Genomic DNA, 20,259 nt, shown 5'->3' with positions numbered 1-20,259 from the left:
TCATTTCACCTTGAGCGGCAGCCCCGCCACCATCAGCAACACCGTATCGGCGACGGCGGCGACCTGCTGGTTGAGCCGGCCGGCGGCATCGCGAAAGCGGCGCGCCAATGCGTTGTCCGGCACGATGCCCTGGCCGACTTCATTGGACACGACGAACCAGGGCCCGCGCGGCCGTGATAGCACGCCCGCCAGCCGGCGGCATTCAAGCTCGAGCTCGTGTTCGGCCAGCATATGATTGGTCAGCCACAGTGTCAGGCAGTCGACGAGCACCGGCTGGTTGTCGGGCAAGGCCTCAAGCGCGCCGGCGAGATCAAGCGGTGCGTCGATGGTCGCCCAGCCTTCACCGCGCCGCGAGCGGTGCAACGCGATGCGCTCACGCATCTCGTCATCATAGGCTTGCGCCGTGGCGAAATAGGTCCATGGCGGCGGCAAGGCCGTCGCCAGGGCTTCGGCATGCGCGCTCTTGCCGGAGCGCGCACCGCCGATGATGAAGGTCAGCTTGCTTCGATCAGGCAAAGCTGTCGCGCAGGCTGGTCGCGGTGCCGGTGAAGCGGCCGCGCACCACGCCGACGACCGCTCCGAGCACCAGCCAGAACACCAGATTGGTCACCGTCACCGCCACCACGAACTGATGGTGCAGGCCTTCCGGGATCGGCGTCTCGAAACTGTCGGGCTGCGGTGCGCCGACGATATGCGGCGCCACGATCAGCAGGACCGCAAGGATCGCAAGCGGCAGCGACTTGCGGAACGCGATCAGGCCGAGACCCGCCGCGGTCGCCGCCACGGTTGCCCACCACCAGATCTGGCGCTGCGTGAGATCGGCCGCCGGCATGGCCGGCAATTCCGGTGGCAGGCCGAGGCCAGGCGCCAGCGTGAAGACGGCAAAGCCGGCCAGGCCCCAAAACACGCCCTGGCGCCAATTGCCGATGCCGCCGGCGAATTCCGAAACCGCGACCAGGACAAGCGCGAAACCGATGCCGGTGACGATGTTGGCAACCACGCTCAAGGCGAAACGCTCGAAACCGTCAGCCGGCGCCCAGCCTTCGTCTTCCGCTGCCGGAACGGCTGCTTGCGCCGGCGCCGGGGCGGCTGAGCTCATGACGTTCCCCGCCGGAGCGGCTGTGGTCATGGCATTGGTATCCGTTGCGGCCGGAGCGGCATGGTCATGGTGATGGCCGCCGCCGGCCTGTTCGTAGACTTCCGCCTTGAGGATCAAAGGCACGGTTGCAAAGGCCTGCATGCAGGCGAGAACGACGCCGGCCACGAGCCCTGCGATCGCCGCGATGAACACGACGTTGCGAAACAGGTTCATGATGTCAAATCCTCGTCAGTGGCAGGGAAATGCCATCGAATGGCGATAGTCGTGAGCCGCATTGTGGACCGCATCGATATGCGAGAAGCCGACAAAGCCGACGACGAAGATGCCGAGCAGCGCGACGAGTGCAAGCTGCATGAAGCGCGACTGCGAGGAGACGGAGGCGCCGAGGGAGACGGAAGCGGTAGTCATGTCTTGTCCTTTCGCCCTCCACCCGAGGGCATCGAAGTCAGTTTCCTGTCGCCGGCAGGTCTCCTGGCTCGCGGATCAGCGCCCTTCCCCACCTTCCCGAAGAAAAAACCTTCAGTGGCATATGGAGAGGACTACCGCACACAGTTGCGGGGGCAGCCACGGCATTGGGCAAGACGTTCGCCCGCACCGCATTCCCTCTTGGCTCCAAAACGGAACCGACGACAGCGCGACTATAAGGAAAATCGCCGTGCGCGGCAAACCAAATTCCGCCGACAACCAGCGCGATTGCGCCATGCGGATAAATCGGTTCTCCGGCACGACAATTGACAATTCCCGTGGTCGGGTGTCGGCTGGCGTCGTCACAGGAAGCCAGCCATGCAGCCCATCGCCGGCGAGCGCGATCGCTATAACGGCCTGACCCGGGCCGAATCGACGCTGCCGTCCTCCGCCTATTGGGACATCGAAACCTATCAGCGCGACCTCGACGCCATCTGGTACAGAAGCTGGCTGCTCGTCTGCCGCGAGGCCGATCTTGCGCAGCCGCTTTCTTTCCGCACCTTCCGCATCGGCACGCAGGAAATCGTCGTGCTGCGCGACGAGACCGGTGAACTGCGCGCCTTCCATAACACCTGCCGCCATCGCGGTTCGCAGCTTTGCCAGGAAAGTGAGGGCCGGCTGAAGGCACGGCTGATCACTTGCCCGTATCATGCCTGGTCCTACTCGCTGCGTGGCGAGCTTGTGCGCGTTCCGTCGAAAGCGCTGCCGGACGGCTTCGACAAGGCGGATCACCCGCTTTATCGCGTAGCGCTGTCGGTGTGGCGCGGCTTTGTCTTCGTCAATCTGCAAGAGGACGCCGCCGGCTCGGCGGAAACATCCTTCGATCCGGCGTCAGGTGGTCTCGCCAACTGGCCGCTGGAAACGCTGGTGACCGGCCACGTGCTGCGCAAGGTGATGAACTGCAACTGGAAGATCTTCTGGGAAAACTTCAACGAATGCCTGCATTGTCCGGGCGTCCACAAGGACCTGTCGCGGCTGGTGCCGATCTATGGCCGCGGCCTGATGGGTCGCCATGACGATCCGGAATGGTCCCGCCACGCCGACAATGACGCGCCGGAATTTTCCGGCGGCCTGCGCGCCGGCGCGCAGACATGGTCACGCGACGGCCAGGCGCACGGGGGGCCGGTCTTTGGCGGCCTGACACCTGCCGAGCGCGCCGCCGGCCAGACCTACGCCACCAACCTGCCCTCGATGTTCGTCGTCGGCCATGTCGACTATGTCAGAACCGTGCGGCTGGTGCCGCTCGGCCCCGAGCAGACCGAGCTTGTCGCCGAATGGTTGTTTGCCCCCGAGGCGCTCGATGCAACCGATATCGACAACATCGTCGCCTTCGGCAAACAGGTGCTGGAGGAGGATGCCGCAGTCTGCGAGGTCAACCAGAAAGGCCTGCGCTCGATGCGCCACGTGGCCGGTGTGCTGATGCCCGAGGAATACGACCTGTTCCGCTTCCACAACTGGGTCCGTGAACGGCACGCGGCAGTTTCGCCCAAGCCCTGAAGGTCACAGCGACTTCGGCAGATACCGCCAGGTCACGAAGCCGCAAACCGCCGCCAGCAGGCCGAGCGTGACGAACACCGACCCCAGCCCGAAAAACGCCAGCACCACCGAATAGACCAGCGGCGGCGTCAGCTCGGAAAAGTCGAGATAGGTGCGGTACACCGCCGCCATCTGCGACCTTTCATAGGAGCGCACCGAGCGCATGAAGGCGGTCGAGCCCAGGGCGTCCAGCGCAATGGTGAAGAAGGCGCCGCAGAGCAGCAAGCCACCGGTCAGCAGCGGCACGGTTTCGCCGACCGCACCCGCCGCCAAAAGCATGGCCGACATGGCGAAATAGGCAAATGTCATGGTTCGCCGGCCACCAAAGCGCTTGCCCGCCTTGCCCCAGAAGATGGCCATGAACAGCAGCGCGTTGCCGGCCGACACCAAAAGGCCGCCGGCCAGCTTGCCCTCGCCGGTGATCACCATGAACAGCGGCCCATAGACAAAGAATGTCGTCCAGAAACAGGAACGGCCGAAGGCGATCAGCCAGGCCAGCCGCAACCTGGGCTGGGCGATAAAGCGCCCGACATTGGCGAGCGGATTGGCCGGACGCGCCTTGCCCGGGCGGATCGACGGGTTGTCGCCCAGCCGGTAGGTCCAGAACAGCGCCAGCAGGGCAACCGCGAACACCGCCACCGCGCCATGCGCGGCATAGATGCCAAAGCGTGTGTAGAGAAAAATGCCGAGCGTCGGCCCGCCGGTCCAGGCGAACATCGACCACGCCATGCGCAGCGATTCGGCCTGCATGAAGTCGGTCTTGCGGATGTGGTCCATGATGTAGAGGTTGAGCGTTATCGACAGCGCGCTGGCGCCCATGACGCGGCACAGCATGCCGGCCAGTTGTCCGGCGAGCGTATGGGTGACGAAGAACAGCGAGCCGATGGCCAGCAGGCAGGCGCCCGCCGTGTAGACCCAGCGCCGGGCAAAGCGGCGGATCAGCATCGGCATGAACAGCGTCACCGACAGGCCGAGCATCGCCACGACAGTGTAGAGGATCGAGACGATCTGCTCGTTGTGGAGGATCTCGTAGGCCTGGATCGGGATGACGCTCGACACCGTGGCGCGGGCGAAGGATTCGACCGCATAGAGCGAAGCGAAGGTGCGCGCGTCGGCCGGCCGCAGGGCCGGTAGCCAGATCGGATGGCGCACATGGGTGGACATCGCTTCCCCAAAGCAGAATCACCAGTCAAATCTGCCGTGGTGATTGCTTGGCCGGTAACAGGAAACCGACGCCTACCCGGCAAAAAGCGAAGTCGGCCAAAGGCTTTCCGGCACTGGCCTAAAGCGGCGCCTGATCCAGCGTCCGCAGCACGGCCCATCCCGAAGCTGCCGGTCTTCTTTTGTCCGGGGCAACCGTGATAATCGTCTTGCGGGGCTGAATCAGAATGCGAGACCATGAGCATCCACACGCCGACCGCATCCGTTCAGGATCAATCGAAGCGCATCGTCGCCATCGACATCGTGCGCGGCATCGCGCTCATCGCCATGGCGAGCTACCATTTCACCTGGGACCTGGAATTTTTCGGCTACACCGATCCCGGCCTCACCGCCTTCGGCTGGTGGAAAATCTACGCGCGCTGCATCGCATCGACCTTCCTGTTCCTTGTCGGCGTCAGCCTGTACCTCGCCCATTGCCGAAAAATCCGCTGGAATGGCTTCTGGAAGCGTTTCGCCATGGTCGCCGGAGCAGCGATCGCCATTTCAGTCGTCACCCGCGTCGCCACGCCTGACGGCTTCATCTTCTTCGGCATATTGCACGAGATCGCGCTGGCCAGCCTGCTCGGCCTCGCCTTCCTGCGACTGCCGGCGCTGCTGACATTGCTTGTCGCAGCGCTGGTCATCGCGGCGCCCATCTATCTGCGCTTCGAGGCCTTCGACCATCCGTGGCTGTGGTGGGTCGGCCTGTCGGCGGTCAATCCGCGCTCCAATGATTATGTGCCGCTGTTTCCGTGGTTCGGCGCTGTGCTTCTCGGCATCGGCGTCACAAAGCTTGGCGCGGCCGCGGGTGTTTTGACGTGGCTGGCGAACCTCAAGCCCGGTCGCTGGGCCAACCCGCTGGTCTTCATCGGCCGCCACAGCCTGGCCTTCTACCTGATCCACCAGCCGCTGCTGATCGGCAGTGTGTGGCTGTTATCGCAAGTCATGCCGGCCAAGGTCGAAACCCCGCAGGTGAACTTCCTGAAAACCTGCCAGCTGTCCTGCGAGCAGTCGCGCGACACCGAATTCTGTTCGAGCTACTGTGTCTGCATGCTCGATACACTCGAGAGCGAGGCCACGCTTGATCGGCTCTACAACAACGACCAGACTGCGGAATGGAGGGCGCATCTGGGCGATCTCGCCGGCATGTGCACCGCCAAGATCGACGACAAGATGACGGAGGGAGGGACACAATGACTGACAGCCAGCCCAAACCGGGGCTCATACCGTGGCCACCGGTGATCTACGTCGCAGCCATCGCCATCAGCATCGGGCTTGGCCTCATCTATCCCCTGCCCTGGATAGGCGACCTTCTGGGCGACCTGCTTTTCGCCGCCGGCTGGGTGGCTCTGTTCGGCGTCGCGGCACTCTGGTTCACCGCGATCCGCACCATGATCCGGGCCAAGACCACGCTCAACCCCAATGCGGTGCCCGATCACCTGGTCACCACGGGCCCCTTCGGCATCACCCGCAATCCGATGTATCTGGCTAACACGCTGCTGTTGATCGGCGTCGCCTTTGTCTCGGGGATCGCATGGTTCCTGCCGCTGGCGTTCATCGCGGCCTTCGCCACGCAGAAGGTCGCCATCGAGGGCGAGGAAAAGGTGCTAGCGGCGAAGTTCGGCAAGAAATACCGGGACTACGCGAAAAGAGTGCGTCGCTGGATTTGAGCCGCGCTATGTATTGACGCCGAGTTCCACCAGCCGCTCCACACAAGATTCCTCGGCCTGGTCGAGTTCGGCCAGCGTCTCCTCGAGGTCGCGGCGCTTCTGCCGGAGGTCCTCGCGCTTTTCCTCGATGCGCTTGATCATCAGTTTGAGTTGGCCGACCTCGCCGGGCGGCTCCTTGTACATCTGGATGATTTCGCGGATCTCGTTGATCGAGAAGCCGAGTCTCTTACCGCGCATGATCTGGCGGATGAGGTGGCGGTCGGAGGGGCGAAACAGCCGCGTGCGGCCACGCCGCACCGGCTGCACCAACCCTTCATCCTCATAGAAGCGCAGCGTCCGCGTCGACACGTCGAATTCGCGGGTCAGCTCGGTGATCGAATAATATTCCCGCATTGTCACTCCCACACGCCGGAATCCCGGGCGATCGCCCTGCGGCGTCGCCCTTCCGTCCCGAACCAAACCCATTGCCATGCCGGAATCGACATGACGCCCCGCGCGCAAGCCTCGCACGGCGTTTACGTAAAAGTCAATTGAGGGCGCACCTTCAGGGCACCCCGAACCACCACGTCGCAATGCCGAGAAAGGCAAAGAAGCCGACGACATCGGTGACCGTGGTGACGAAGACCGCCGAAGCGACCGCCGGATCGATCTTGAAACGGTCGAGCAGCAGCGGGATCAGGATGCCGGCCAGGGCGGCCGCGAACATGTTGATGATCATCGCCGCCGCGATGATGCCGCCCAAATTGCTGTCGTGGAACCAGGTCGCGGCGACAATGCCGATCAGGATGGCAAAGACGATGCCGTTGATGAAGCCGACACCCATCTCGCGGCGAATGATGCGGCCGGCATTGTAGATGTCGATATCCTTCGTCGCCAGCGCCCGCACGGTGACGGTCATGGTCTGCGAGCCGGCATTGCCACCCATGCCGGCCACGATCGGCATCAGCACCGCCAGCGCGACGATATGCTCGATCGTGCGGTCGAACAGGCCGATCACCGACGCCGCCAGGAATGCGGTCAAAAGGTTGACCAGCAGCCAGGGAACGCGCGAGCGCGAGGTCGAAAAGATGCTGTCGGAAAGCTCTTCGTCGCCGACGCCGCCCATGCGCAGGAGATCTTCTTCCGCTTCCTGCTGGATGACGTCGACGACGTCGTCGATGGTCAGCACGCCGACCAGCCGCTCGTTCTCGTCGACGACGGCCGCGGAAAGCAAGTCATACTGCTCGAATTCCCGCGCCGCCTCTTCCTGGTCCATGGTGGCGGGAATGGCGTGCCGCGTCTCGTGCATGACCTCCTCGACCTTGACCGCCCGCCTGGTGCGCAGGATCTGGTCGAGGTCGATGGCGCCGAGCAGCTTGAAGGTCGGATCGATGACGAAAATCTGGCTGAAGCGCTCAGGCAGGTTCTTGTCCTCGCGCATGTAGTCGATGGTCTGGCCGATCGTCCAGAACGGCGGCACCGCGACGAACTCGGTCTGCATGCGGCGGCCGGCCGTCTCTTCCGGATAGTCGAGCGAGCGGCGCAGCCTGATCCGCTCGGTGAACGGCAGTTGCGACAGGATCTCGTCCTGATCTTCCTTTTCGAGGTCTTCGAGAATGTAGACCGCGTCGTCGGAATCAAGCTCCTGCACCGCCTGCGCGATCTGCGCATTGGGCAGGTGATCGACGATCTCCATGCGGATCGCCTCGTCGACCTCGGTCAGCGCGGAGAAGTCGAAATCGGCGCCCAACAATTCGACCAGCGCGCGGCGCTGTTCGGGATGCAGCGCCTCGAGCAGGTCGCCGAGTTCCGACTGGTGCAGGTGGTCGACTTCGTGCTTGAGCGTGAGCGTGTCGCGGTCGGCGATCGCCGCGCCGATCTGGGCAAGGAAGGTCGAAAGGACAGCGCCGTCCTCGCCATAGATATCGGCGTGGGCGTCTTCGGCGGCCCTGGCGCCGGTCGTCCGTTCGTCCTGGCCTTCCACCAGCGCCTCCCGCCATCGCAATCCCGGTAAAGGTGCGTCTCAGGTCTAGAGCATCGGACGCAAAAGTGGAAACCGCTTTTGGGGAAATCCGATGTTCAATCCAGAGATAGCGCGGCAGCACGATTCGATGTGCGAACCTGTCGCTCTAACGCACGGAATATCAAACGAAATGCGCGCTCTCCCGCCAGGTTGACTTTGCCGGAAGGCGGACATCGCCGAGCCCCGGGCTGACATGCCGATCCCGTCAAAACCACAGGATACCGGTTCAGGTGGCGCGACAGCGCATGTCGCTGGGGAAAGAGCACCCTTGTGCGGTTGCGGCGATTGTCATGGCACAGGTCCGGATATCAGCCGGATCCGCCCATGTCCGCAACCAGTCCAGAACGGAAGCCCTTGAACGCAAGGTCGGCGAGAACGAACGAGGCACCATCAGGACAGCAACGCGTTCGCGTCGTTGTCGCCGAGCGCAATCCGCTTGTCATATCGGCACTGCGCGAAATGCTCGAATGCGACGGACGTTTCGAATTGCTGAGCGCCGTGCAGAGCGGCAAACAACTCCTGGAACTGGCGGCGAAGACCAAGTTCGATGTCGCTGTCATCGGCTGGAGGCTCGCCGACATGGACGGCGCGGATGTCCTGGCCGAAGTCCAGGGCCGCAAGCTCGATGTGCGCGTCACGGTGTTTTCCAACGACCATGACATCGGCATCCTGAAGCAGTGCGTGCGGCTTGGCGCGCAAGGCTACTGCTTCCAGTTCGACGACCCGCATATCATCTTCGAGACGATCCTGGCGGTCGCGCACGGCCGCATCTGCATCCCCTACATCGACATCAACAAGGTCAACGACACGCCCTTGGCGCAGCTCACGGTTCGCGAGCGCGAGCTGCTGGCGGTGCTTTCCGACGGCTGGACCAACCTTCAGATCGCGACGCGCACGGGAATTTCCGAGAATACGGTGAAATACCACCTCAAGAATCTCTATGACAAGCTTGACGTGCGCAATCGGGCGATGGCCGTCGCCCTCTATTCGAGCGAGAAGCGTCGCAGTCCCAAACAGCCTTTCGGGTAGGACGGCCGGGTAGGCCGAGCGGGTAGGCCAAGTGGGTAGGCGAGCCCCACCCGCGCGCGGCGAGAACTTACCCACCAAGGTGTTGTTGCCCCTCGCCTTCCAAACGACACTCCCTCCACAAATCTCTAACCTCGGAGGAGTTCGCGCATGGCTGGGTTCACCCACCTTTTTATTCCAGGACCCACCAACATTCCGGAGCAGGTCCGGCAAGCGATGAACCTCCCGATGGAGGACATGCGCGCCGGATCCTTCCCAGATTTCACGCTGCCGCTGTTCGCGGACATCAAAAAAGTCTTCAAGAACGAAACCGGCCGCGTCTTCATCTACCCGTCGTCGGGCACCGGCGCCTGGGAGGCGGCCATGACCAATGTGCTCAGCCCCGGCGATCGCGTGCTGATGTCACGCTTCGGCCAGTTCTCGCATCTGTGGGTCGACATGGCCGAGCGCCTCGGCTTCGAGGTCGACGTGATCGACTGCGAGTGGGGAACCGGCGTGCCGCTCGACCTCTACGCGGAAAGACTGAAGGCGGACAAGGCACACCGCATCAAGGCTGTCTTCTGCACGCAGAACGAGACCGCGACCGGCGTCACCAGCGACGTTGCCGGCTGTCGCGCCGTGCTCGACGCCGCCGATCACCCTGCCCTCCTCTTTGTCGACGGCGTGTCGTCGATCGGCTCGATCGACTTCCGGCAGGAAGAATGGGGGGTCGACTGCGCCGTCAGCGGCTCGCAGAAAGGCTTCATGCTGCCGGCCGGCCTCGGCTTCCTCTCGGTCAGCAAGAAGGCGCTCGTCGCTTCCAGGGTCGCGACCCACCGGCGCTGCTTCTTCTCGTTCGAGGACATGATCCGCGCCAACGACTCCGGTTATTTCCCCTATACGCCGGCGACGCAGTTGCTGCGCGGCCTGCGCGCCTCGCTCGATCTGATCGCCGAGGAAGGGCTGGACAACGTCTTCGTCCGTCACCACCGCCTCGCCGAAGGCGTGCGCAAGGCGGTCGACGCCTGGGGCCTGAAGCTTTGCGCGAAGGCGCCGAAATGGCACTCCGACACCGTCAGCGCCATCCTGGTGCCGGAAGGCATCGACAGTGCCGACGTCGTCAAGCGCGCCTACCAGACCTACCGGACCTCGCTCGGAGGCGGTCTCAACAAGGTGCTCGGCAAGGTCTTCCGCATCGGCCATCTCGGCTGGCTGAACGAGGTCATGGTGCTCGCCTCGCTGTCGGCGGCGGAAATGGCGCTGCTCGATTGCGGCGTCCGGCTGGCGCCGGGCTCGGGCGTCGGCGCCGCCATCCAGCACTTCTGTGCCTCGGCCGAGGTGCCTGTCGCAGAAGCGGCGTGAGAGGAACGCGACCATGAGCCACACGATCAACCACCTGAAGAAACTCCGGCTGCAGCGCAGCGAACTGGCGGTTCCCGGCTCCAGTCCCGAGATGATCGAAAAGGCGGCCAACAGCGCCGCCGACTTTGTCTTCCTCGATATCGAGGACGCGGTGGCGCCGCCGGACAAGGAACGCGCCCGCAAGAACATCATCCAGGCGCTCAACGACATCGACTGGCGCGCCAGGGGCAAGACCGTTTCGGTGCGCATCAACGGCCTCGACACGCACTACATGTACCGCGACGTGGTCGACGTGATGGAACAGGCCGGCGACCGGCTGGACACCATCCTGGTGCCGAAAGTCGGCGTTCCGGCCGACCTCTATATGGTCGAGGCCCTGGTCAACCAGATCGAGATGGCGAAAGGCTACAAGACCCGCGTCGGCCTCGAAGCCCTCATCGAGACGGCGCTCGGCATGGCCAATGTCGAGGCGATCGCCGCCACGCCCGGCCGCCTGGAGGCGATGCATTTCGGCGTCGCCGACTATGCCGCCTCGAACAAGGCGCGCACCGTCAACATCGGCGGCCTCAATCCCGACTATCCGGGCGACCAGTGGCATTTCGCCCTGTCGAGGATGACGGTCGCCTGCAGGGCCTACGGCCTGCGCGCCATCGACGGGCCGTTCGGCGATTTCTCGGACCCCGAGGGCTACACGGCGGCGGCAAGGCGCGCCGCGGCCCTTGGCATCGAAGGCAAATGGGCGATCCACCCCTCGCAGATCGCGCTTGCCAACAGCGTGTTCTCGCCGCCGGAAAAGGAAGTCGTCCGCGCCAGGCGCATCCTGGAAGTACTCAAGGAAGCGGAGGCGCTCGGCAAGGGCGCGGCGGCACTCGACGGCAAAATGATCGACGCGGCGTCGGAACGCATGGCGCGCAATGTGCTGGTGGTCAACGAGGCCATCGAGCGCGCCGGCCAGGCACTCGCCACGCACTGAAGGTTTTTGGGAGGACAAGATGGACATTCACGAATACCAGGCCAAGGAACTGCTTGCCCGCCACGGGATTCATGTCCCGCGCGGCGGCCTGGCCTACAGCCCCGAGCAGGCAACCTATCGGGCGCGCGAGATCGGCGGCGGCAAATGGGTTCTCAAGGCGCAGGTTCATTCCGGTGCCCGCGGCAAGGCCGGCGGCATCAAGCTCTGCGCCAATGACGAGGAGATCTCCAACGCGGCCGAGGCAATGCTCGGCCGCAAGCTGGTGACCCAGCAGACCGGCCCGCGCGGCAAGCTGATATCGCGGCTCTATCTCGAGGAGGCCGTCGACATCGCGCAGGAGCTCTATGTCGGCTTCGTTCTCGACCGCAAGGAGGAGCGCGTCATGATCGTGGCGTCGGCCGCCGGCGGCATGGAGATCGAGGATATCGTCGAGAGGGCGCCAGATTCCATCATCCGGACCACGGTCGATCCGGGCGTCGGCATGCAGCGCTTCCAGGCGCGCGAAATCGCTTTCGGGCTCGGCCTGGATCAAAACCTGATCGGCAAGGCGACCGAAACCATCTTCAGCTGCTACCAGGTGTTCCGCGACTACGACGCCTCGATGCTGGAGATCAATCCGCTGGTAGTGACCCGCGACGGCAACCTCGTCGCGCTCGACGCCAAGATGTCGTTCGACGAGAACGCGTTGTTCCGGCGGCCGGAAATCTCCGAGCTGCGCGACAAGAGCCAGGAAGACCCGCGCGAGACCTTCGCCAGCGACCGCGGCCTCTCCTATGTCGGCCTCGACGGCAATATCGGCTGCATCATCAACGGCGCCGGCCTCGCCATGGCGACGATGGACATGATCAAGATCGCTGGCGGCGAGCCGGCGAACTTCCTCGACATCGGCGGTGGCGCCTCGCCCGAGCGGGTCGCCAAATCTTTCCGCGCCGTGCTTGGCGACAAGAATGTCGAGACCATCCTGGTCAACATCTTCGCCGGCATCAACCGTTGCGACTGGGTCGCCGAGGGCGTCGTCAAGGCAATCCGCGAAGTCGGTGTCAACGTGCCCCTGGTGGTGCGGCTTGCCGGCACCAAGGTCGAGGAGGGACGCCGCATCCTGGCCGATTCCGGCGAGGCGGTGATCGTCGCCGAAACGCTGGCGGAAGCCGCCGAAAAAGCCGTCGCCGCATGGCGCTCGGCCGCCAAGAAAAAAGCAAACTGAGGGGGTCGAAAAAATGGCAATCCTGCTCACCCGCAACACGCGGGTCATCGTCCAGGGCTTCACCGGCAAGATCGGCAGTTTCCATGCCGAGGACATGAAGCGCTATGGCACCAAGCTCGTCGGCGGCGTGACGCCCGGCAAGGGCGGGCAGACGCATCTCGGCCTGCCGATCTTCAACACCGTCAAGGGCGCCGTTCGCGAAACCCGCGCCGAGGCCAGCATCGTCTTCGTACCGCCGCCTTTCGCCGCCGACTCGATCATGGAAGCGGCTGACGCCGGCATAAAACTATGCGTCTGCATCACCGACGGCATTCCCTCGCAGGACATGATGCAGGTGAAGCGCTACATGCTTCGCTACCGTTTCGAGGACCGCATGCGGCTGATCGGGCCGAACTGCGCCGGCGTGATCACGCCCGGGCAGGCCCTGATGGGCATCATGCCGGGCAACATCTATCTCCCCGGCCGCATCGGCATCGTCGGGCGCTCGGGCACGCTCGGCTACGAGGCGGCCTCGCAGATGAAGGCACTTGGCATCGGCGTCTCGACCAGCGTCGGCATCGGCGGCGATCCGATCAACGGCTCGTCCTTCAAGGACATGCTGAAGCTGTTCGAACAGGACGACGAAACCGACGCCGTGGTGATGATCGGCGAGATTGGCGGACCGCAGGAGGCGGAAGCCGCGATCTGGGCTCGTGACAACATGCGCAAGCCGCTGATCGCCTACATTGCCGGGCTTTCCGCGCCGAAAGGCCGGCGCATGGGCCATGCCGGCGCCATCATCTCGGCCTTCGGCGAGTCGGCGCAGGAAAAGGTTGAAATCCTCAAAGAGGCCGGCGTCGTCATCGTGCCGACGCCATCGTCCTTCGGCGAGGTCGTGGCCGATACCCTGGCGCGGATGAAGAAGGCGGCGTGATGGCCGACCGAGCGAAGGGCGCATAGCGCAAAATGTGAAGTCTGTTTCGGGTTGGCGGATGCATCGCGGCCCATCGATCGGCAGGAAATTCGATGAAACCGCGTTTGATTGTCACCCGGAGATGGCCGGCCCCCGTTGAAGCGATCCTCGCCGAACGCTTCGACACGACGCTCAACGCCAGCGATACGCCGTTGAGCCCTGCCGCGATGACATCGGCATTCGCGCATTTTGACGCGATCCTGGCAACGGTCAGCGACCGCTTGCCTGGTGCGGTGTTTCCCGAGAGCGCCACCCGCACCCGGATCATCGCCAATTTCGGCGTCGGCTTCAGCCATATCGATGTCGCGGCGGCCCGCGACCGCGACATCGTGGTGACCAACACCCCAGGCGTGCTGACCGATTGCACCGCCGACCTCGCCCTCAGCTTGCTGCTGGCTGTCGCGCGCCGGACCGGTGAGGGCGAGCGGCAGCTGCGGGCCGGAGAGTGGCGGGGCTGGTCGCCAACCCATATGGCCGGCGCGAAGGTGTCGGGCAAAACCTTGGGTATTGTCGGCATGGGGCGCATCGGCAAGGCGACAGCCAGGCGCGCGCATTTCGGCTTCGGTATGAAGATCGTGTTCTTCAATCGGTCGCCGGTCGATGATGAAGAGACGCGCGCCATGGGCGCGGTGCAGACGCCAACTTTGGATGATGTGCTCGCAGCATCCGATTTCGTGTCGCTGCACTGTCCGGGCGGCGCGGAAAACCACCATCTCATCAACGCTCGAAGCTTGCGGTTGATGAAAGGCGACGCGTTCCTGATCAACACGGCACGCGGCGACGTCGTCGACCAGGATGCCCTGATCGGGGCGCTGCAAAGGCGCGAGATCGCGGGAGCGGGTCTCGACGTCTTTGCCGACGAGCCGGCCGTTCCAGAGGCGCTGAAGCGGTTGGAGAACGTAGTGCTGTTGCCGCATCTCGGGAGTGCGACCGAGGAAACGCGGGTGGCAATGGGCATGAAGGTGGTGGAGAACCTGACCGCCTTCTTCGAGGGTCGCCCGGTCCCCGACCGGGTCGCCTGACAGCAGGCGCCGCCTCGCTTCAGGGCGCGGCTACAGCGGCGATCGATGCGGACGAGTCAGCAAAGCGGTTGGAACAGAGCAGACGCATCAACTTTCGTGAGGACGAGCGCAGCCTTTTGTTGCGCTTGCTGCTTCAGGTCGCAAGCGCGCGTGAGCCCGAGATCGCCGCCGTTCTGGCCGGACGCAGGTCGCTTGTCTCCCTCGCCGCGGAGCAGCGCATCCCGGCGCTTCAGGCGAGCGGCGTATGGTTCCAGTTGCTGGCGATAGCAGACGAGTTGCTTGCCATGCGGGCGCGCCGCGAACTCGAACAAGGCGCGGGTGTCGATGAAGTGCCCGGGTCCTTCGCCAGCGTGATCGCGCAGATGGCAGCAAACGGCCACTCCGCGCAGGAAGTCCAAGCGACGCTCGATGAGCTTTGCGTCGGCCCGACCATGACCGCGCACCCGACGGAGGCCAAACGCGTCACGGTGCTGGAGATCCACCGTCGTATCTATCGCAAGCTGACCGAGCTCGACCAGCCGCGCTGGGCGCCACGCGAACGCTCTCTGTTGGTCGCCGATCTGGAAAGCGAGATCGAGCTTCTGTGGATGACGGGCGAGCTGCGGCTTGAGCGTCCGACGGTCGAACGCGAAATCGCCTGGGGTCTGCATTTCTTTCGCGAAGTCATCTTCGAGGCAACGCCGCAGCTCTATGGCAAGCTTCAGGGCGCCTTCGAGCGTCACTATCCGGGAGAGCCGATCAGAATTCCCCCATTCATGCGCTATGCCTCGTGGATCGGCGGCGACCGCGATGGCAATCCAAATGTGACCGCCGCGGTCACCGCCCATGCCATGGCCGAATACCGCAATACCGCCATAGGCTGGTATCTGACGCAGGTGCAGCGGCTGGTGACGGTGCTCAGCGCCAGCTCTAACGTCATCGACCTGCCGGCCACCTTCAAGCCGGTGCTGCAAACAGCGCTTGATAAAAGCGGACTGGCGCACGAGATCGCGGCCCGCAACCCTGACGAACCGCTTCGCCAGTTCGCTTCGGCCCTGTTTGCCCGGCTGGAGGCCACGCGAGACGGCGGTACGGCGGCGTATCTCTCGGCAGAGGCGTTTTGTGCTGATCTGAACGGGCTGTCTTCCGTTCTCGAAGCGATCGGCGGGCGCTCGGTAGCCAGGCGTTTCATCCAGCCTCTGGTTTGGCAAGTCGGAAGCTTCGGCTTCCGCACGGTCTCGCTCGACATCCGGCAGAACTCCACGGTCGTCAACCGGGTGCTGGCCCAGCTGTTTGCGCTGGCAAATCCGGCCGATCCGGTCGCAGCCGGCACGCCGCAATGGTCGGCGCGCATTCGCGCAGCCGTCAGCCAGGGCGAGCGGCTGGAGATCGACGCAGGCCGGCTGTCGCCTGAAGCAGGTGAACTGCTTTCGACATTCTCCGTCATCCGCGAGCACATCGCCAGCTCGGATGCCGACGCTGTCGGCTCTTTCGTTCTCAGCATGACCCGCTCGGCCGACGATCTCCTCGCGGTCTATCTGCTGGCGCAATATTGCGGACTTTCAACCGCGCCCGGTGGCGGCGGCACAATCAGGCTGCGGATCGTGCCACTGTTCGAGACCATCGCCGATCTACAGGCCGCACCGGGCATCCTGAATGGATTGCTCGGCGTTTCGCTGGTGAGGCGGACGGTGCGAGATTTCGGCGCGCGCCAGGAAATCATGCTCGGTTATTCAGATTCCAACAAGGACGGCGGTTTCCTGGCTTCCAATTGGGAACTGGCAAAAGCGCAGAAGCGCCTCGCTGCCGTCGGGCGCAAGCACAACGTCAGGATCAGTTTCTTTCACGGTCGCGGCGGCTCAGTCAGCCGTGGCGGCGCGCCGACCGGCCGGGCGATCGCGGCACAACCGGAAGGCACCGTCGCCAGAACCATGCGGGTCACGGAGCAGGGCGAGGTCGTATCGTCGAAATTCGCCAATCGCGGCACCGGCCTCAACCAGCTCGAGGTTCTCGCCGCTGGCGTGCTGGCCCACGGTGTCGGATCGCCCGGTGATGTCGAGCCGAAGGAAACGCCGGAGTTCGACGAAGCGCTGGAAGCACTGGCAGGCATGTCGCAGGCATCCTACGCCAGGTTGATGGCCGAGCCCGGTTTCCTCCATTATTTCAACCAGGCGAGCCCGGTCGCGGAGCTGGCGCTCCTGAAAATGGGGTCAAGGCCGGAGCGCCGTTTCGGCGCCAGCGGCATTGCTGACCTGCGCGCCATTCCATGGGTGTTCGCCTGGAGCCAAAACCGTCATCTGCTGACCGGCTGGTATGGCATCGGCAGCGCGCTTAGCTCTTTCGTCGCCGTGCGCGGCGAGGCCGGGCGCGAACTTCTGGCTCGCATGTTCGAGCACTCGCGCTTCTTCCGCTTGATCGTCGACGAGGCCGAGAAGACGCTTTACCAGTCCGACATGGAAATCGCGGGGCTCTACGCCCGCCTGGTGTCCGACAGCGATGCGGCTCGACGAATCTACGCCCGCATCGCCGCCGAATACGAGTTGACGCGACGCCTGATTGGTGACCTCACGGGAGGCGATCTTTCCGCGCGCTTTCCGATGTTCAAGCGGCGTTTCGACAATCTGCGGCGACAGATGGATGACATTCACCGACTGCAGGTCGATCTGCTGCGTGAAGTTCGGGCAAATACCGGCGCGGCGGATCAAAAGCGGGCGACCGACGCCCTGCTTGTATCGATCAATTGTATCTCGGCTGGCCTTGGCTGGACGGGATAGGCCCGGCTTTTGCCGAGCGCCCTACAAGTCGGCGCAGGAGAGGTCGAGATCCTGAAAGAGGCTGGCGAAAGCGAAGCTGCGGCGTGGTCTGAATGACGCGCCGCTGCCGTTTTACCCCCTGGGAAGCCCCGTGGCCGCGATGGTGTCATCGCTTGCCGTCAGAGCTCGCCAGAAGCAATCTGTCAGGGAAATTTTGGTGCGGTCGAGAAGACTCGAACTTCCACGGGTTGCCCCACAGCGACCTCAACGCTGCGCGTCTACCAATTCCGCCACGACCGCACGTGGTAGGAGCCGGAACCGACCGGCTCGCGGCGTGTAGCAAATCGTTTCCGGCGAAACAAGTGCGCGGCGAGCAATAATCGCCAGCGATTGGCATAATGCTCCACGGGGTTGGGATGCAGGGCCGGAACTGGACGTTTCGGCCCGATATTGCCATATGGAAGGCGAATGCATGTCGCCCAAAAGTGCAAGTCGGTTTGGGATCACGACGTACATCAACGAAAAAACGAAAAGCCATGCCAGAACGCAGCCAGATCGCCACGTCGTTCCTGCCGCTCCCCGGTTCGGCACCGGTCGAATGGCGCATCGAGCCCGGCCTCACCGCCTATCCCGATGCGCTGGCCTTCATGGAGGCGCGCGCCGAGGCGATCCGAAGCGGCGCCGCCGGCGAAATGGTCTGGCTGGTCGAACATCCGCCGCTTTACACGGCCGGCACCAGCGCCCGCGGCGAGGATTTGATCGACGCGAGCCGTTTTCCGGTGTTCGCGGCCGGACGCGGCGGCGAATACACCTATCATGGCCCGGGCCAGCGGGTCGCCTATGTGATGCTCGATCTGAAGCGGCGGCGCGAGGATGTCCGTGCCTTTGTCGCCGCGCTCGAACAGTGGATCATCGGCACGCTCGCCGCCTTCAACGTGCACGGCGAACGCCGCGAGGACCGGGTCGGCGTCTGGGTGGTGCGGCCGGATCGCCCCGCCTTGCCGGACGGCTCGCCGGCCGAGGACAAGATCGCGGCAATAGGCATCCGGCTGCGGCGTTGGGTGAGCTTTCACGGCATCGCCATCAATGTCGAGCCGGACCTCGACCATTTCAGCGGCATCGTGCCGTGCGGCGTACAGGACCATGGCGTCACCAGCCTTGTCGACCTCGGCCTACCCCTGACCATGGCTGATCTCGACCTGGCGCTGAAGTCCGCCTTCGAGGACGTGTTCGGTCCTGCCACGACTTTGCCCGTCGAAGCGGCCCGCAAGGCCGGTTGAAGTTTCGGGCCCGGGAACGGCTCAAGGTGTATTGAGATTCAGGTCAGGCCGCGCCGAGAATGATGGATTCCGAGAACCGGAGCGGCGCTACTTTTGGTACGTGAGCACCGGAAGCGCAGGAAGCCGCCATTCGCAGGCCGGCTCAATATCAACACATCTTAGATGAGCTGCGCGGATGCCCACAGGACGCCGTAGCCATGGATGGCGAACACCGCCAGCAGCGCGCCGGCGATGACGAAGCGGTCGATGGTACGGATTGGTTTCAGCTCGTGGCGCGGCTTGACCCCGCTGCGCATCGTCAGCAGGCTGAGGATTGAAAAGACCGCGCCCGCGGCGAGCAGGAAGCCCGGCGAAAAGCCGGCCTGCCGGCCAAGTGCCAGGAAGGCCGAAAGCAGGGAGAACGAGGCCACCGCCAGCACGATCGGCCCCGGGCAGATCTGGCGCAGCACCTGGCCGCCGTCGAACTTCCACACCGGGACCAGATTGGCGATGTTGAACAGGGCGGCAAAGCCCGCCAGCACCGCCAGCAGCGCTGCTGCCAGCCGGTGCCCTTCCGCGCCGGCAAAGGTGCTGGCGGCGATTGCGATCGGCACCAGGAAGGCCGAGAAGCCGGCGCCCATCAACGCCACGAAGGCGACTTCGAAACAGCTGTCATACGGCCGCCCGCCAATCGCGATGCCGCCGAGCAGCGGAATGAAGATCATGCGCGCCTTGCTGTGACCCATCAGGCGAAATGCCGCCATATGGCCGAGCTCGTGCAAGGCCACGACCGACGTCAGGATCGCGGCCAGCGCCAGCCCGCCGAGATGAAGACCGAAGAACGGCCACAGGATCAATGCCGACAGCGCGGCGAAGCCCACCTGGCTGAGCGGATGCTCGAACCAGCCGCCCTTGCGGTACTGTCCGGTCCTTGCCCAGCGCTGCAGCTTGCCGAGTTCGCGGCGCATGGCGAAGTAGCGGAACACCAGGAAGGCGAAGCCGCGATAGCGATCGGTCTGGCTGAGGGTCACCCACGTGCCGCTGCCCTCGGAAACGAGCTCAGTGGTCTCGCGAAAATCCTTCCAGAACGAGGTGTCGAGTGCGGTATCCTCGATGACGCGCATCGAGAAGCGGCTGCCCTCGACAACGTCCTCGAACCGGGACTTGCGCTCGATCGGCTTGCCGTCGCGGCCTTCCCAGGACAGCACAATGCGGGCCGTGCCCTCCCCGCCCAGCGGCTGTGCCGAAAGGATCTCACCGGACCAGCCGGCATCGCTGCCCAGCGGCCACAGCGCCTGCCACAGGCGTTGCCGGTCCATCGCGATCACGCGGCTGAGACGGACCGTGCGCAAACCGAGCGGCGCGGTCATCAAGAGAAAGATCAGCCCGAGATTGCTGGCCACGAGGATGGCCGTGACGATGGGCGACACGCGACGTTGCTCCCTGCCTTGGAGGCACACCCTAACGTCGCGGCGGCAAGAAAGGCTTAACGGGAAAACTCGGATTCGCGGCAGCAAACCCTCCGCGCCAGCGCCCAATGAAAGGCATGGCGCCGATGTTAAGCCTCTCCCCGTTCTCGTAACGGGGAGAGGGTAGGCGTGAGGAGCGGCGCGCGACGGAGGGACGCGGACGGCGGCACCCTACCTCAACGCGAAATCACATGGCACCGATCCAGATCGCCATGGAAATGAGAAAGGTGCTCATGCAAACCAGTGAGATGACATCCTGAACCAGATCGGTCATAACTCTCTCCTGTTGTTGATATGTTCGTAATTTGT

18 protein-coding genes, 1 tRNA gene and 1 riboswitch are annotated in these 20,259 nt (G+C 64.1%); of the genes, 11 read left to right on the top strand and 8 right to left on the bottom strand.

The window, feature by feature from the left end; all coding sequences use genetic code 11:
- The 3 genes from cobU to ACFSQT_RS31060 are packed head-to-tail and all read right to left on the bottom strand — an operon-like array spanning position 1 to position 1,507.
- Positions 1 to 516, bottom strand: a complete 516-nt coding sequence (gene cobU / locus ACFSQT_RS31070; RefSeq protein ID WP_379025313.1) for a bifunctional adenosylcobinamide kinase/adenosylcobinamide-phosphate guanylyltransferase — start codon at positions 514 to 516, stop codon at positions 1 to 3.
- Positions 509 to 1,312, bottom strand: coding sequence for a CbtA family protein (locus ACFSQT_RS31065; protein WP_379025311.1), 804 nt, complete (start codon positions 1,310 to 1,312; stop codon positions 509 to 511). Before ACFSQT_RS31065 ends, cobU begins: the two co-directional genes overlap by 8 nt.
- Before the next feature lie 15 nt (positions 1,313 to 1,327).
- Positions 1,328 to 1,507: a CbtB domain-containing protein gene (locus tag ACFSQT_RS31060; protein WP_095087280.1), complete on the bottom strand. Its 180-nt coding sequence runs from the start codon at positions 1,505 to 1,507 to the stop codon at positions 1,328 to 1,330.
- A 36-nt stretch (positions 1,508 to 1,543) separates the two neighbouring features.
- Positions 1,544 to 1,742: riboswitch (cobalamin riboswitch) on the bottom strand.
- Between the two features lie 140 nt (positions 1,743 to 1,882).
- On the opposite strand from ACFSQT_RS31060, the gene ACFSQT_RS31055 reads away from it, so the two are divergent.
- Positions 1,883 to 3,061 (top strand): aromatic ring-hydroxylating oxygenase subunit alpha, encoded by a 1,179-nt coding sequence (locus ACFSQT_RS31055; RefSeq protein ID WP_379025309.1) that lies wholly within the window; start codon positions 1,883 to 1,885, stop codon positions 3,059 to 3,061.
- A gap of 3 nt (positions 3,062 to 3,064) precedes the next feature.
- Here the strand turns inward: ACFSQT_RS31055 and ACFSQT_RS31050 are convergent, their stop codons facing one another.
- Positions 3,065 to 4,264, bottom strand: a complete 1,200-nt coding sequence (locus ACFSQT_RS31050) for an MFS transporter (protein WP_379025307.1) — start codon at positions 4,262 to 4,264, stop codon at positions 3,065 to 3,067.
- A gap of 234 nt (positions 4,265 to 4,498) precedes the next feature.
- Here ACFSQT_RS31050 and ACFSQT_RS31045 point away from each other — a divergent pair, with 234 nt between their 5' ends.
- Both ACFSQT_RS31045 and ACFSQT_RS31040 read left to right on the top strand, forming a co-directional pair.
- Positions 4,499 to 5,497, top strand: a complete 999-nt coding sequence (locus ACFSQT_RS31045) for a heparan-alpha-glucosaminide N-acetyltransferase (protein WP_379025305.1) — start codon at positions 4,499 to 4,501, stop codon at positions 5,495 to 5,497.
- Positions 5,494 to 5,970, top strand: a complete 477-nt coding sequence (locus ACFSQT_RS31040) for a methyltransferase family protein (protein ID WP_379025303.1) — start codon at positions 5,494 to 5,496, stop codon at positions 5,968 to 5,970. The genes ACFSQT_RS31045 and ACFSQT_RS31040 overlap by 4 nt, the downstream gene beginning before the upstream one ends.
- Before the next feature lie 6 nt (positions 5,971 to 5,976).
- Here ACFSQT_RS31040 and ACFSQT_RS31035 read toward each other — a convergent pair whose 3' ends face one another.
- The gene (locus ACFSQT_RS31035; protein ID WP_006203215.1) at positions 5,977 to 6,363 is read right to left on the bottom strand and encodes a MerR family transcriptional regulator; all 387 of its coding nucleotides are present in this window, start codon (positions 6,361 to 6,363) and stop codon (positions 5,977 to 5,979) included.
- Between the two features lie 151 nt (positions 6,364 to 6,514).
- Entirely contained in the window at positions 6,515 to 7,933 is a 1,419-nt protein-coding gene (gene mgtE, locus ACFSQT_RS31030) for a magnesium transporter (RefSeq protein WP_379025301.1), read from the bottom strand.
- Between the two features lie 393 nt (positions 7,934 to 8,326).
- Between mgtE and ACFSQT_RS31025 the strand changes: the two genes are divergently transcribed.
- The 7 genes from ACFSQT_RS31025 to ACFSQT_RS30995 all read left to right on the top strand — a co-directional run bounded on the left by ACFSQT_RS31025 (position 8,327) and on the right by ACFSQT_RS30995 (position 17,243).
- Positions 8,327 to 9,001 carry a LuxR C-terminal-related transcriptional regulator gene (locus ACFSQT_RS31025; protein WP_379025299.1) on the top strand — a complete coding sequence of 225 codons (675 nt, stop codon included), beginning with the start codon at positions 8,327 to 8,329 and terminating at the stop codon, positions 8,999 to 9,001.
- A gap of 147 nt (positions 9,002 to 9,148) precedes the next feature.
- Entirely contained in the window at positions 9,149 to 10,339 is a 1,191-nt protein-coding gene (locus ACFSQT_RS31020; protein WP_379025297.1) for an aminotransferase class V-fold PLP-dependent enzyme, read from the top strand.
- A gap of 13 nt (positions 10,340 to 10,352) precedes the next feature.
- Positions 10,353 to 11,312 (top strand): HpcH/HpaI aldolase/citrate lyase family protein, encoded by a 960-nt coding sequence (locus ACFSQT_RS31015; RefSeq protein ID WP_379025295.1) that lies wholly within the window; start codon positions 10,353 to 10,355, stop codon positions 11,310 to 11,312.
- Positions 11,313 to 11,331: 19 nt separating this feature from the next.
- Complete coding sequence (locus ACFSQT_RS31010; RefSeq protein ID WP_379025293.1) at positions 11,332 to 12,516, top strand: malate--CoA ligase subunit beta; 1,185 nt, start codon at positions 11,332 to 11,334, stop codon at positions 12,514 to 12,516.
- Positions 12,517 to 12,529: 13 nt separating this feature from the next.
- Positions 12,530 to 13,429: a succinate--CoA ligase subunit alpha gene (gene sucD, locus ACFSQT_RS31005; protein ID WP_379025291.1), complete on the top strand. Its 900-nt coding sequence runs from the start codon at positions 12,530 to 12,532 to the stop codon at positions 13,427 to 13,429.
- A gap of 92 nt (positions 13,430 to 13,521) precedes the next feature.
- Positions 13,522 to 14,490: a 2-hydroxyacid dehydrogenase gene (locus tag ACFSQT_RS31000; RefSeq protein WP_379025289.1), complete on the top strand. Its 969-nt coding sequence runs from the start codon at positions 13,522 to 13,524 to the stop codon at positions 14,488 to 14,490.
- 68 nt (positions 14,491 to 14,558) lie between these two features.
- Positions 14,559 to 17,243, top strand: a complete 2,685-nt coding sequence (locus ACFSQT_RS30995; protein ID WP_379025287.1) for a phosphoenolpyruvate carboxylase — start codon at positions 14,559 to 14,561, stop codon at positions 17,241 to 17,243.
- A gap of 194 nt (positions 17,244 to 17,437) precedes the next feature.
- Here the strand turns inward: ACFSQT_RS30995 and ACFSQT_RS30990 are convergent.
- Positions 17,438 to 17,522: transfer RNA gene (locus ACFSQT_RS30990), tRNA-Leu, on the bottom strand.
- Positions 17,523 to 17,758: 236 nt separating this feature from the next.
- Between ACFSQT_RS30990 and lipB the strand changes: the two genes are divergently transcribed.
- Positions 17,759 to 18,502: a lipoyl(octanoyl) transferase LipB gene (lipB, locus tag ACFSQT_RS30985; protein WP_379025285.1), complete on the top strand. Its 744-nt coding sequence runs from the start codon at positions 17,759 to 17,761 to the stop codon at positions 18,500 to 18,502.
- 158 nt (positions 18,503 to 18,660) lie between these two features.
- Here lipB and ACFSQT_RS30980 read toward each other — a convergent pair whose 3' ends face one another.
- Positions 18,661 to 19,911, bottom strand: coding sequence for a site-2 protease family protein (locus ACFSQT_RS30980; protein ID WP_379025283.1), 1,251 nt, complete (start codon positions 19,909 to 19,911; stop codon positions 18,661 to 18,663).
- Positions 19,912 to 20,259 lie beyond the last annotated feature (348 nt).

Source organism: Mesorhizobium calcicola (assembly GCF_042682105.1).
GTDB lineage: Bacteria > Pseudomonadota > Alphaproteobacteria > Rhizobiales > Rhizobiaceae > Mesorhizobium > Mesorhizobium calcicola.
This window is presented reverse-complemented; position numbering and strand designations above follow the sequence as displayed.